This window comes from Pseudomonas sp. AC355 (genome assembly GCF_979258205.1).
This window is the reverse complement of the sequence record NZ_OZ409843.1, coordinates 4,170,726-4,183,708: the sequence shown is the minus strand read 5'-3', so window position 1 is coordinate 4,183,708 and position 12,983 is coordinate 4,170,726. Positions and strand designations below refer to the sequence as shown.

The 12,983-nt window shown below is 59.2% G+C and carries 12 protein-coding genes; 6 read left to right on the top strand and 6 right to left on the bottom strand.

What is annotated here, in order from left to right; translation table 11 throughout:
* Nucleotides 1–29: 29 nt before the first annotated feature.
* Entirely contained in the window at nt 30–917 is an 888-nt protein-coding gene (locus ACZ0AI_RS19550; protein ID WP_463563298.1) for a LysR family transcriptional regulator, read from the bottom strand.
* Between the two features lie 86 nt (nt 918–1,003).
* On the opposite strand from ACZ0AI_RS19550, the gene ACZ0AI_RS19545 reads away from it, so the two are divergent.
* The 4 genes from ACZ0AI_RS19545 to ACZ0AI_RS19530 all read left to right on the top strand — a co-directional run bounded on the left by ACZ0AI_RS19545 (nt 1,004) and on the right by ACZ0AI_RS19530 (nt 4,469).
* Complete coding sequence (locus tag ACZ0AI_RS19545; RefSeq protein WP_042553924.1) at nt 1,004–1,336, top strand: DMT family transporter; 333 nt, start codon at nt 1,004–1,006, stop codon at nt 1,334–1,336.
* A 92-nt stretch (nt 1,337–1,428) separates the two neighbouring features.
* A complete protein-coding gene (locus ACZ0AI_RS19540; RefSeq protein ID WP_463563297.1) occupies nt 1,429–2,601 on the top strand; it encodes an NAD(P)/FAD-dependent oxidoreductase in 1,173 nt (390 codons plus the stop codon).
* Nucleotides 2,598–3,434 (top strand): aldo/keto reductase, encoded by an 837-nt coding sequence (locus ACZ0AI_RS19535; protein ID WP_463563296.1) that lies wholly within the window; start codon nt 2,598–2,600, stop codon nt 3,432–3,434. The genes ACZ0AI_RS19540 and ACZ0AI_RS19535 overlap by 4 nt, the downstream gene beginning before the upstream one ends.
* A gap of 69 nt (nt 3,435–3,503) precedes the next feature.
* Nucleotides 3,504–4,469: a metal ABC transporter ATPase gene (locus ACZ0AI_RS19530; RefSeq protein WP_463563295.1), complete on the top strand. Its 966-nt coding sequence runs from the start codon at nt 3,504–3,506 to the stop codon at nt 4,467–4,469.
* A 90-nt stretch (nt 4,470–4,559) separates the two neighbouring features.
* Here ACZ0AI_RS19530 and hldE read toward each other — a convergent pair whose 3' ends face one another.
* Nucleotides 4,560–5,981 (bottom strand): bifunctional D-glycero-beta-D-manno-heptose-7-phosphate kinase/D-glycero-beta-D-manno-heptose 1-phosphate adenylyltransferase HldE, encoded by a 1,422-nt coding sequence (gene hldE, locus ACZ0AI_RS19525; RefSeq protein ID WP_463563294.1) that lies wholly within the window; start codon nt 5,979–5,981, stop codon nt 4,560–4,562.
* Nucleotides 5,982–6,129: 148 nt separating this feature from the next.
* Between hldE and ACZ0AI_RS19520 the strand changes: the two genes are divergently transcribed.
* Nucleotides 6,130–6,801, top strand: coding sequence for a BUD32 family EKC/KEOPS complex subunit (locus ACZ0AI_RS19520; protein WP_463563293.1), 672 nt, complete (start codon nt 6,130–6,132; stop codon nt 6,799–6,801).
* Nucleotides 6,802–6,803: 2 nt separating this feature from the next.
* Entirely contained in the window at nt 6,804–7,778 is a 975-nt protein-coding gene (locus ACZ0AI_RS19515) for a glycosyltransferase family 2 protein (protein WP_463563292.1), read from the top strand.
* On the opposite strand, the gene ACZ0AI_RS19510 is transcribed toward ACZ0AI_RS19515, so the two are convergent.
* From ACZ0AI_RS19510 to msbA, 4 genes are read right to left on the bottom strand one after another with little or no spacing between them, the layout of a single operon-like run.
* Nucleotides 7,737–8,915 carry an O-antigen ligase family protein gene (locus tag ACZ0AI_RS19510; RefSeq protein WP_463563291.1) on the bottom strand — a complete coding sequence of 393 codons (1,179 nt, stop codon included), beginning with the start codon at nt 8,913–8,915 and terminating at the stop codon, nt 7,737–7,739. The genes ACZ0AI_RS19515 and ACZ0AI_RS19510 overlap by 42 nt on opposite strands.
* A gap of 58 nt (nt 8,916–8,973) precedes the next feature.
* Nucleotides 8,974–10,116, bottom strand: a complete 1,143-nt coding sequence (locus tag ACZ0AI_RS19505; RefSeq protein WP_463563290.1) for a glycosyltransferase — start codon at nt 10,114–10,116, stop codon at nt 8,974–8,976.
* Entirely contained in the window at nt 10,113–11,048 is a 936-nt protein-coding gene (locus tag ACZ0AI_RS19500; RefSeq protein ID WP_463563289.1) for a glycosyltransferase family 2 protein, read from the bottom strand. Before ACZ0AI_RS19500 ends, ACZ0AI_RS19505 begins: the two co-directional genes overlap by 4 nt.
* A 50-nt stretch (nt 11,049–11,098) precedes the next feature.
* On the bottom strand, nt 11,099–12,859 hold the full coding sequence (msbA, locus tag ACZ0AI_RS19495) for a lipid A export permease/ATP-binding protein MsbA (protein WP_463570071.1): 1,761 nt from the start codon (nt 12,857–12,859) through the stop codon (nt 11,099–11,101).
* Between the last annotated feature and the right edge of the window lie 124 nt (nt 12,860–12,983).

Here is a 12,983-nt window from a genome sequence, read left to right as displayed (position 1 = left end):
GCACAGAACGCCGGGCACAAGCGCACGCATCAGGGCTCCAGTATGCGCAGCCGATCACCGAGATAGCGCACCAACCACTGCGCTGCCGGGCCCAACGTTTCATCACGGCGAAACACCAGTTCCACCGGCAACGGCGGCGCGATCCAGTCACTGCTCAATTCGATTAGATGCCCTTGATAGGTCGGGTACTGCGCCACGTGCCGTGGCAGACACGCCCAACCCAGGTTACGCATCAGCAGCTCGGCCATCACGTAAAAGCTGTCGGTACGCCAGGCGGTCGGGCTGATCCGCTCGTTGCCGGGATAGTGACTGTCCTGCAGAGTTATCAACAACTGCCGGTGCTGGGCCAACTCACGACGGTCGACGGAGCGGCCCTGTGCCAGTGGATGAGCGGCTCCGCAAACCATGACCATATCCACCATACCCAGACGACGGCGCTCCAGCTCGGCAGGCATGCCGTCATGATGAAACAGCAGGCCGAGGTCGGCACGCCGCTCGAGCAACTGACGCGCCACCACCCCCTGGCCGCCGCTGGTCATCTGCACCTCGACCCGTGGGAACGCCTGGGCCAGGGCCTCCAGGCTGTCGAGTATCGGCGGCATCGGCAGCGCCTCATCCTGCGCCAGGCGCAGACACACCTCCTCGCCTCGCGACAGCCCAAGGGCTCGCCCCTCCAGCCGCTCGGACTGTCGCAGCAACTCGCGCGCCTCTTCGAGCAACGCCTGGCCGGCTTCGGTCAGGCGCGGCTGCCGACCGCTGCTGCGTTCGAACAGGCGTACACCCAGATCGTCCTCCAGCGCCGCCACTGCGTTGCTAACTGCAGATTGCACACGCCCGAAACGCCGCGCCACGGCAGAAAACGAGTTGCCGTCGGCAACGGCTACGAACACTTCAAGTTGCTCAAGAGTCCAGCGCACAACCTATCTCCAATCAAGATAGGTAATGAGTTTACCTAACAGAGTGAATCCGTAAAATCAGCCCTCTGTTAATAGGAGTGCTGCCGATGAATGGTTATCTCTATCTCGCTCTGGCCATCGCTGCTGAGGTGGTTGCGACCACGTCCATGAAGGCCGTCGATGGCTTCAACAAACCGCTTCCGCTACTGCTGGTGATCGCGGGCTACAGCATTGCGTTCTGGATGCTGATTCTGGTGGTGCGCACCATTCCGGTAGGCATCGCCTACGCCATATGGGCCGGCCTGGGCATCGTGCTGGTCAGCATCGCGGCGATGTTCGTCTATGACCAGAAACCGGACTTGCCCGCGGTGCTGGGCATGGGCCTGATCGTCAGTGGTGTCGTGGTGATCCAACTGTTCTCCCGCGTCACCGGGCACTGAGGTAGCCGCAAGCTCTCCAACCGTTTGCCGCTTGAAGCTTGCCACTCTCACCGAGGTTATACTGCGCACCTGTTTTCCCGAGAGGCGCCCGCATGTCCCACACTCTGAGCACAGACGTTCTGATCGTTGGCGGCGGTGTCGCCGGCTTATGGCTGAATACGCGCCTGCGTGCCAAAGGCTACGCCACGCTGTTGGTCGAGCGGGAAAGCCTTGGCGGCGGTCAGAGCGTCAAGTCCCAGGGGATCATTCACGGCGGCGCTAAATATGCCCTGCATGGCGCCCTGAGTGGCGCATCCGAAGCCATCGCCGACATGCCGCGGCGCTGGCGCGAAGCACTCGATGGCAGCGGTGAACTCGATCTGTCGGGCGTGCGCCTACTTTCCGATGCTCATTACCTGTGGTCGCCCGGCACCCTGGCGGGCAACCTCACCAGCTTCTTCGCCAGCAAGGCGGTGCGCGGCCGTGTCGATCAGGTCAAGGGCGAGCAGTTGCCACCTGCGCTGCAGCATCCGAAATTCAAAGGCAAGGTCTATCGCCTGGCAGAACTGGTGGTAGACGTGCCTAGCTTGATCACACGCCTGGCCGATCTCGCCGGTGACAGCCTGCTCGCCGCCGACGATATCCAACCGCTACAAGAGAACGGGCAACTGGTTGGCCTATGCGTCGACGGCCGTGAGATCCGCGCCCAGCGCATCGTGCTCAGCGCCGGTCGTGGCAATGCCGAGCTGCTGGCCAGCCTGCACGTCGCGCAACCAGCCCAACAGTTGCGCCCGCTGCATATGGTGATGGTCAAGGGGCCGACTCTAAAGCCGCTGTACGCCCATTGCCTCGGTGGCGGCCCCAAACCCCGTATCACCGTTACCAGCCATCCCGGTGCCGACGGCGAATGGGTCTGGTACCTGGGCGGTGATCTGGCCGAAGCCGACGGCGTGGCGCGCGACGAGGCGGCGCAGATCGAGGCAGCGCGCAAGGAGCTCACGCAACTGTTGCCCTGGGTCGACCTATCGGCTGCCCAGTGGGCCACCTTGCGGGTAGAACGCGCCGAACCGGCGCAAAGCGGCCTGGTACGCCCGGACAACGCCTTTCTCAGCGACCAGGGTGTGCTGCTGGTCGGCTGGCCAACCAAACTGGCCCTGGCACCGGATTTCGCTGATCGCGTGCTAGCCAATCTCGAACGCGATAGCATCCACCCTGCCATTCACCCCTCGCTGCCCGAACTGCCGCGCCCAGCCATCGGCCGCACCGCCTGGGAGACCTCGTTTTGATACGTGATCTGCACGGTCTGCACCGCCCGCTAGGATCGACCGGCCTGACCGTTTCTCCTCTAGGCCTGGGCACGGTCAAGCTCGGGCGTGATCAGGGCGTCAAATACCCTAACGGTTTCACCATTCCCGACGATCATCAGGCACGCCAACTGCTCGATCTCGCCCGGCAGTTGGGCATCAACCTGCTCGATACAGCGCCCGCCTACGGCATCAGCGAACAACGCCTCGGCCCGCTGCTGCGTGGCCAGCGCCAGGATTGGGTGATCGTCAGCAAGGTCGGCGAGGAATTCGACAACGGCCTGTCGCATTTCGACTTCTCCAGCGCCCACACCCGCCGCTCGGTGGAGCGCAGCCTGAAACGTCTGGAAACGGACTACATCGACCTGGTTCTGGTGCACTCGAACGGTGATGACCTGTCCATCCTGCGTGACGAAGCCGTCTACGACACGCTCACCGAACTCAAGCAGGCCGGGCTTATCCGCGGCTTCGGCTTCTCCGGAAAAACCGTCGAGGGCGGCCTTCTGGCCCTCGAACGCGGCGACTGCGCGATGGTGACCTACAACCTCGGCGAGCAGCATGAACGCCCGGTATTGGACTATGCTGCGAGTCACGCCAAAGGCATCCTGATCAAGAAAGCCCTGGCCAGCGGCCACGCCTGCCTGGAGAGCGGTGTCGACCCGGTTCGGGCAAGCTTCGAACTGATCTTCGCTCATCCAGGCGTCGGTAGCGCCATCGTCGGCACCATCAGCCCGTTGCACCTGGCGCACAACGTCGCCATGGCCGCTGATGTAATTGTGGGCACTAATAGCGGTAACAAAGGATCAGGAGAGTGATGAACGGGTGTGCCAGGCACACCCTTGACGCCGCTCATGCGGCCGACCCCGACGTAAGAAGGAGCCGACATGCCGCGCATCATTTCCCGAAAAGACCCCGCCACCTTCAAGACGCTGCCACTGTTCGTAGAGGCCTCGCCCGACGGCATCGTCTATCAGAGCCTGGGCAGACCGCTAAACTTCAGCGAAATGCTCGAACGCCGCAAGCCAGTCGAACTGAACGATAGTCAGCGCTTCGCGGTGGAATTGGCCAACCTTGGCGTTTCGGTACGCCTGACCCTGAACTGGCAAGGCCGCGAGTACTGGGTGCTGGTGCGCCAGCGGCGTCTCGACCGTGGCGACGTCGTACTCAAATTGATCTCCGGCTACGTACCGGCCCATGAACTCAATTTGCCATTGATGACGGCCATCCAGGAAGTCGCCGAAGAGTGCCTGCTGGAGACCAGCGAAGGCTGGCTCCACGGCCGCTTCGGCGACACCTGGCTGCCAGCACCTTACGAGGGAACCCTCAAGTACCGCGATGGCGTGTACTTCCGGCTCAGCCCGCTTTCCGGCGCGGCGCGTCCCGTGCAGTGTGGCAACCTGACCTTGCTGGAACGCCCGCGCGCCTACGTGCATGTACCGACGGCCTCGTTGCAGTTGGTCTACGACTTGCGCCTGGATCTGCCCAAGGAAGCCAAACAGCCCAGCCTGCTGCACGTCGACGAACATTTGGAGAACGGCAAGCTGATCGCCCGCCTGGATCACGCCCGCCCGGATCTCTATCTGATTCCTCTGCAACAAGGCCGCCCGACGGCGGAACTGATGACCCTGCGCCAGGGCCAACTGGTACCTGCCAATACCCGTGGTTTGTGGCTAGCCGAGAGCTTCGCCGCCCAGGATGGCTGGCTGGTACGCGATGAGCGCATTCGCTGGAAGGACTGGCTGGCGCTGCAAAACATCACGCCGAAGGCCCACAAGTCCGGCCCAGGCACTATCCGCGCGGGCACCGTACAGGCGCCCCGAGTACGCCTGGATACTGCAGCCGCGGTTTGACAGCAGACACGTTGGCCAGGTGCCGCCTGGGCCGCCAATGGAATAAAGGATACAAAGCGAAACCCCGCTGAATAGCGGGGTTTTGTGCACTCAGCGGCTGCGAATCTTCTCGACGATGGCGGTGGTCGAGCTGTTCTCGACCAGCCCCAGGACTCGCACCTCGCCACCGTAGGCCTGCACGATGTCGGCACCGACCACTTGCTCGATGCCGTAGTCCCCACCCTTGACCAGCACATCCGGCTGAACCTGCTTGAGCAGGCGTTCGGGCGTGTCCTCGCTGAAGCTCACCACCCAGTCCACGGCGCCGAGGCCGGCCAGCACAGCCATGCGGCGATCCACGGCATTGATCGGACGGCCCGGCCCCTTGAGGCGGCTGACCGATGCATCGTCATTGATCGCGACCACCAGACGATCACCCTGGGCACGCGCCTGCTCGAGGTAAGTCACATGACCGGCGTGCAGGATGTCGAAGCAGCCATTGGTAAACACGATCTTCTCGCCATGGGCGCGAGCGTCTTCAGTGGCCAGCAGCAGCTGCTCCAAGCTCAGTACACCGCGCTCGGAGCCCTGTTCACGCTGCACCGCACGACGTAGCTCGGGGGTACTGATCGCCGCCGTGCCCAGCTTGCCGACCACGATGCCTGCGGCCAGATTGGCCAATGCGACGGCCTGAGGCAGTTCTTCACCAGCAGCGATAGAGGCTGCCAGTGTCGAGATTACTGTATCCCCAGCCCCCGTCACGTCGAACACTTCGCGTGCGCGCGCCGGCAGATGCAGTGGCCCGTGATCAGGGCGCAGCAGGGTCATGCCGTGCTCGCCACGGGTAACCAGCAACGCACCCAGATCCAGCTCGCGCATCAAACGCGCACCACGGTTAACCAGCTCAGCTTCGTCTTCGCAGCGGCCAACGATCAACTCAAACTCGCTGAGGTTCGGGGTAATCAGGCTGGCGCCGCGATAGATAGAGAAGTCCTTGCCCTTCGGGTCGGCCAGCACGGGAATACCCCGCGCCCGGGCGGCCTGAATCAGCACCTGATGGTTCTGCAGGGCGCCCTTGCCGTAATCGGACAGCACCAACACCTTGACCTCATCCAGCAACTGCTCGACCTGCCGCGCCAGCGCATCGGCGTCGGTGTGGAACGGTTCCTCGAAATCCATGCGCAGTAACTGCTGATGACGGCTCATGACCCGCAGCTTGACGATAGTCGGCTGGCTCTCGATGCGCTGGAAATAGGTTTTCACGCCAATGGCTTCGAGACTCTGACGCAGGCTTTCCGCCGCCTCGTCTTCGCCGGTGACACCCACCAGCACCGCAGGCGCGCCCAATGCAGCGATATTCAGCGCAACGTTGGCCGCACCGCCCGGTCGATCCTCGATCTGCTCGACCTTGACCACCGGCACCGGGGCCTCAGGCGAAATACGCGAGGTAGCGCCGTGCCAATAACGATCAAGCATGACATCACCCACCACGAGAACGGGGGCCTGATCGAAACGGGGCATGGATAACTTCATGCGGGAACTCCGGCTTTACTGAGCGCTGAAAATGTCGAGAATTCTAGCATAGCGGCGACCTGCAACAGGCTTCATGCGTCCTGAGCTACTTACGCTAGCGACATCAGGTAAACTGCCGTACGCCCTCAACGCCGATAAGTAGATCTGCATGTCACGCCTCAGTAACGAACAGTTTTCCGCCCTGCGCCAGCATGCTGAGGTGATCGAGGCCGACCATAATGGCGAAAAAGTCCTCAAGTTGATTGACGGCAGTTTTCTCAAACTGTTCCGCCGCAAACGACTGATTTCGTCAGCCACCTTGGTGTCTCATGCCAAGCGCTTCGCCGACAACGCCACAGAACTGAAACGACGCGACGTCCTCTGCCCAGAGATCATCGCGACTTATCGAATCCGCAGTATCGAACGTACTGCGGTTCACTACTGGCCCCTCCCTGGCAACACGCTGCGCCAGATACTCGCCCAGCAAAACAATGAACAGGTAAAGCTGTGCCGCGACCTGGGTTCACTGATCGCAGAATTGCATGACAAAGGTGTGTATTTCCGCTCCTTGCATCTGGGTAATGTCGTGCAGGACGAGACAGGCCAAATTGGCCTGATCGACATTTCGGATATGACCTGCGGCGACACCTCACTAGGCCGACTGAAACGTGCGCGTAACTTCCAGCATCTGTTTCGGTACCGACAGGATATAAGCAGCCTGGAGCCGCATCGGGCTGCTTTTATAAAGGGGTATACACAAAACCTCTCGGAGAAAGACGCTGCTCATTTCCGCAATCGTCTTGACGCACTCTTCGATAAGCAGGCAACTGAGCGAGACTGAAGGTGACCACGTTAAGTGTGCTGATACCGGTATACAACGCTGCTCCGTACCTGGAGCAAGCCATCGACTCGCTCCTACAACAAGACCGGCCTGCGGATCAGATCGTTATCATCAACGATGGCTCCACTGACGACTCACTGGAGATTCTGGAGCGCTACGCTCGTGCCGAACAGCGCATAGAGCTGTACAGCATAGCCAATGGCGGCGTATCCAAAGCCCGTAATCTGGGCCTTGAACATTGCAAGGGCGATTATATCGCGCTGATGGATGCCGATGACCGCAGCCTACCGGCACGATTCGAGCAGCAGCTTGCGGCGATGGAGCGTCTACGACTGGATGTTTGCGGATGTGCGCTGCGCACGTTCGGCCACAAAGAGAGAACTGTCGTCTACCCGGCAGACGACGCTAGCCTCAAGGCCAACTACTTGTTTTACGGACGCACCATCCCAGGCCCCGCCGCAATGTTACGCAGTAGTGCTATTGCCGATATTCGCTTTGACGAGAGCCTGCGGTTCGCCGAAGACTTCGGCTTTTTCCTGTCGATGATGCTGCAAACTCCAGAAGTCCGTATGCACAATATCGACCAGCCGCTATACGCTTACCGTGTCCATGCCGGTCAGGCCTCTCAGCGGCTGGCAGCGGAAAACCAGGGTAGCCTTAGCCAGCTGCTGCACACCTGGCTACCCACCGCCGACATTACCTGCAACCACGAGCAGCTCGCCAGCCACTATCGACTCTGGCATGACCAACAACCATTGCCGGATGAGAGGCTCGAGACCTACCTGCCCCTCATGGCTCAGCTATGTGACTGGCTGCAACGGCACGCAGGAGCAGAGGTATTAATCCTGGCGTTGTGGCAGCACCTGGCACGCCTCCACGCCCGAAACGCCCATGCATTGGCATTGATTACCGAGCATTCTGACGTCACGCTGTCACTATGGCAGCGGCTGCTGGCGCACCTTCGGGGTAGTCGCTAGCGACAACGCGAGCGTCAAGGGAATCCAAGTTAGAAACCAGACCTCACGTGGCTTACTCCAGATACCCGCTCCATCGGTCAGAAAAGCCACCGACGCAAAGCACCATATCCCCAGTAATGCGCCGCCTAAAGCCAGATGTCGATGCCGCCATGCGGCCAAGAACAGCATTGCCCATATAACGAGCCAAAGCAGTAGGCCAACACTACCCAGATCCAGGCCAACGCTGAGAAACAGGTTGTGTGGATGATCGGGCTCATTTCTCATGATAGCCAGCGGCACGCTATACACTCCACCAAGACCAAACCCTCCCAGCGGATGCTGTGCCAGAATCGCCAAGCCCTCAATAGCCAACTGGGGCCTATATGAGAGCCCCCGATTGGTGACCATATCAGGCAGGAATATCAACACCATCGTGCAAACCGCGAGACCGGCGACAACAGCCAAGGTATAGATCCACTCACGCTTGATCGCCGCCGTCAGCAGCAACCCTGCACTAAGTGCCAGCCAGACTCCACGGCTTTGAGTAAATAATATGAAGGCAGCCAGCAGCAGCAGAGCCAGGCACCAAACGCCCTGCTGAGCGAGTCTGGCTGGGCGTAGATACAGCAAAGCCATTAGAAAGAAACCGAATACGTGAGCAGCCAGAATGGGGTGGTTTAACTGCCAGAAACTGGTCAGACGAAAGCTGAGTGGCAGATCATAGTGAATGTAGGCGGTATAGAGAGAAATGCCTGCCAGAACCGCCATCGCATAACAGCTGAACGTCAGAAGCCTCACCAGAAAACGTTTGTCGATACCGGAAGCCAACACACCCGATAACAATGTCAGGTAGATCATCAGAGCATGCTTGATCTCCCGCCCCGGCTCCTCGCCATTACTCCACAGACTGCTGAGCAGCGCCCAAGAAAAAAAAACGGTCAGTGCAACCATCAATGGCGAGAACCAGCTACGCCAGTCTTGCCTATTGAGTACCAGCAGATACAGCGTCGGCAGCCAAAGCAGAAGGATGACCAACTGGTAATAAAGCCCGCTACTAGGCAGCGCTATGCCGAGCACAAGGCACAGCAATCCCGGCAGCAGGATCAGCGGCTGCTTGAACCAGACGGACTGAAGACTTGTAAAACTATTCGGCGACACCACACCCACTCCATCATAAGACCATGCCCACATGGGCCCGCATTAACAAAGACCTCCGTTACCCGGAAGCTACCTGCTCTGCCAGCAGACTTCCTATCAGACGCCGGTACTGATCACGAAAATCTTCCACAGCATGTGCTCGACGCAGGTATGCGTATGCCTGCTGGCCCAGAGCCTCACGCTCGCTACTGGACATTTCAAGCATCGCCCGCAGCTGCTGAGCCAATGTCAGCACATCTGCAGGTTCGAAGGTGAGTCCGCCGCTGTCCTGCAGAATGGGCCTCAGGCTATCGATTGACGACCCCAATACCGGAAGCACCCCGCTCATCCCTTCAAGCAATGCCAATGGCAAGCCCTCACTCAATGAAGGCATGACGAAAGCATCGAAAGCCTTCACATATTGCAAAGCATCATCCAGCGTGCCCGGCAGCAACACACGACCGTGCATGCCATGCTCACTGATACACGCCTCAAGCTCCTTGCGGGATCGGCCGTCGCCGATTATCAAGAGACGCGCCAGGGGAAATTCGTGCTGCAAGCGCGCGAACGCCTGAACCAGATAGATATGCCCCTTGACCGGAACGAGGCGGCCGATAGTGCCGACAACCACATCCTCGCCACCCAATCCCAGGCGAGCACGGGCGTGCACACGATCAAGCTGCATTTGTTCGGCTCGATCGATATCAATGGCATTGTTTATCTGCACGGTATTGTCGGTGGTCAAACCACAATGGGAGTGCAGCAAATCGTCTCTCACCGCGCGGGATACACCAACGAACCGCCAAGCCTTGGTCAGCAAACGTCGCATTTCCCAGCGTCGGTAACGGCGGTCGTACTCACCCAGGCCATGAAGCACGCCGATGCATGCGGGCACCCTCAAGAACAGGTTGAGCAACATGAGCATGTTGATCGGTTTGAAGCGGTGCCCGATCACGATGTCGTAGTGATTACTACGACAGTGTTTGTATAACGCCCAGAGCGCCCGCAAACGCAAACCTTTGGTCGCCGCCTGGCTGAATTCGAAATAGACGGTTCGCGCGGCACAACTTTCCGGCTCACCCGGCCTCGGCCGGCCGCGCAGAAATGCGGTGGTGACGTCATAACGCTCGCGCGGCAAGGACTTGATGATCTGCTCAGCAAGATCAGCGGCACTGACGTTATAGCGGTTCTGCAACTGCAAGACTTTCAAGGGCTGTGTCACGAACGCCGCTCCCCGCCCCTTCTGCCCAGCAAAATACGCAGAGCCTTACGGGTATATGTCCAGCGTAATATCACTCCAGGGTCTGTTTTGAGCGCCTTGCGGTAAAAAAACATGGCCTCTTTATTGCACCCAGCGCCGCTGAAAACCCGAAATAGGGAAAGACAGCGCTGAGCGTAATAGCGTCGCCGAAGTCCCTGGAAACGTTCGGGCATCCGCTGCGCTGAAAACACCTCGTCCACCAGAGCCAACCCAGTCTGACGGGCAAACTCAAGATTTCGCCGCATGCTCGCAGGATGCTTGTGAATAACGGCCATAGGGACATCAAGCGTCGTACAGGGAAAACGTGCAAGAACCTGAACGAAGACAGGTATGTCCTCTGTACTGCGGAACTGCTCAGGATAAAGCCCTGCCGCGAAAACCTCGCGGTGCATCGCGCATGCTCCGTTGCAAAGCGATAACGTCTTGTCGAACAGATATGCATGCAAACGTGCCTCAGCCGTAGCTGGCAGAGGCGCTGCGGCGTGCACAGAGCGCCTGCCACCAACTGCAACGGAGTGATGGCCGGCAATGACCATCCTGCTGTGGGGCTGTGCAGCGATGTGAGCGCTTAGCGCGGCCAGCGCCCCCGGCAACATCTCATCATCGGCATCGAGAAAAACCAGATATTGCCCACCAGAGTGCGCGATCGCATAGTTCCTGACTGAAGCCAAGCCACCATTTTCCTTACGAATCGTGGTGAAGCAATCACCATGGGCAGCTCGAAGCTCGGCCAAGACACTAGGCGTGTCATCAGTGGAACCATCATCGATTACCAGCAACTCCGCATCGACATCGTGCAATTGCGTCGCCACGGATGCCACAGCACGCGGCAATACGAATGCATAGTTGTACGCAGGGATAACGACAGTGATCAGTTTTTCAGGCGTTGGCATTCCATCGCACCCCATTACCAGCCTGGCACGCCAGTACTAAAGCATTTATCTCAAAGGTCACTCTGGACTGAAGGCTCACCCTGAGCATCCTTTTGTTCATCGTCCAGCCCCATGGCATGCAGGCGGGCATAGTAACCATTCGCCGCCAGCAAAGACTCATGACTGCCACGCTCTACGATCCGTCCCTGATCCATGACCAAAATCAGATCGGCCTTCTCTATGGTGGACAAACGATGCGCAATCACCAACGTAGTTCGCCCCTCCATGACCCGATCCAAAGCACTTTGGATATAACGTTCAGATTCGGTATCCAGAGCAGAGGTCGCCTCATCGAGGATCAACAGTGGCGCGCTCTTCAACAGGGCACGAGCAATCGCTAGACGCTGTCGCTGCCCGCCGGAAAGCATCACACCATTCTCACCGACCACTGTGTCAAAACCCTTTGGCAAACGCTCGATGAACTCGCTGGCATAAGCCGACCGAGCGGCTTCCTCGACCTGCTCACGCGGTAATTGGCGCAGATCACCATAAGCGATGTTGTTGAACACGGTGTCATTGAACAGCGACACCTGCTGTGTCACCAGAGCGATGTGCTTGCGCAGATTCTCGACGCGATAGTCTTCTACTGGCGTCCCGTCGAGCAGGATCTGCCCTTCGCCATGTTGATAGAAACGTGGGATGAGATTGGCCAGCGTAGACTTGCCGCTGCCTGATCGCCCCACCAGGGCGACCATTTGTCCAGGTTCGACGGTGAAATTGATGTCACTCAGAACGGCTTTGTCGGTTCCCGGATAAACGAAATTCAGCTGACGAACTTCAAGGGCACCCTGAACACGATCTTTTTCGACGATCCCCGAATCCGGCTCAGGAGTTTCATCCAATTGTTCAAAGATACTTTCTGCGCCCGCTAGCCCCTTCTGAATCGTCGAGCTGACCTCTGAAAGCTGGCGAATCGGCTTGGGTAGCAGACCGGCCGCAGTGATGTAGGCCACTAGGTCGCCGACGCTGGCATCACCGCGCAGGAGAAGCACCAGGAACATCAGAAATGCCATGGCGGCATAGTTGACGAACTGCAACGACGGCGTATAGATCGCGCCAGTACGGGTCATACGCAATTGCTTGCGAGTACTGTCCTCGCTGGCCTCGAGAAAGCGCTCACGCTCGTAGCGCTCGCCACCGAAACTGCGAACCACCCGGTAGTTCTGAATGGTCTCAGAAGAAACATGGGTCAACTCGCCCATGGCACTCTGGATCTTGCGGCTCTGACTGCGGAATTTCTTGCTGGCGCTTTTCACCATCAGGGCGATTAGCGGCAGAATTGCCACCATCACCATTGTCAGCTTCCAGTTCATCCACAGCAGATAGCCGAACAGGAATATTACCGTAAGGCCTTCGCGAACCATCACTTTGAGGGCATCGGTTGCCGCGCCGGTAACAGAGCCCACGTTGTAGGTAATCCGCGATATCAGATAGCCCGTGGCGTGGTTGTCGAAGTAGCGGTTGGGCAGGGTCAGCAGGTTATTGAACAGTGCGATACGCAGATCCTGCACAAGCCCCAGGGAGACCCGTGCCAGATAGTAACCGCCCAGAAAAGACCCCAGCCCTTGCCACACGGTGATCAGCAGCAAGGCCAGCGGCACGCCATAGAGAAGCTGCATGCTGCCCAGCAGAGGCAGATCCACCGCCCCGGCATCCGGCGCTGCGAGGCCGTCGACGAAATACTTGAGCAGGCCTGCCATCATCGGCTGTGTTGAAGCGAAGATGACGTAGCCGATCATACTGACGCCAAACATGAACCAGTAACGTTTCATGTAGCTCAACAGACGCATGTAGAGCTTGAAGCTGGACAGCTGGGGGGGCGAGCGGGGGTGTCAGACATCGGGATGCCCATCTGGTAAACAGGGGCGCGAGTCTACCATAGGGCAGTGTCTCTCT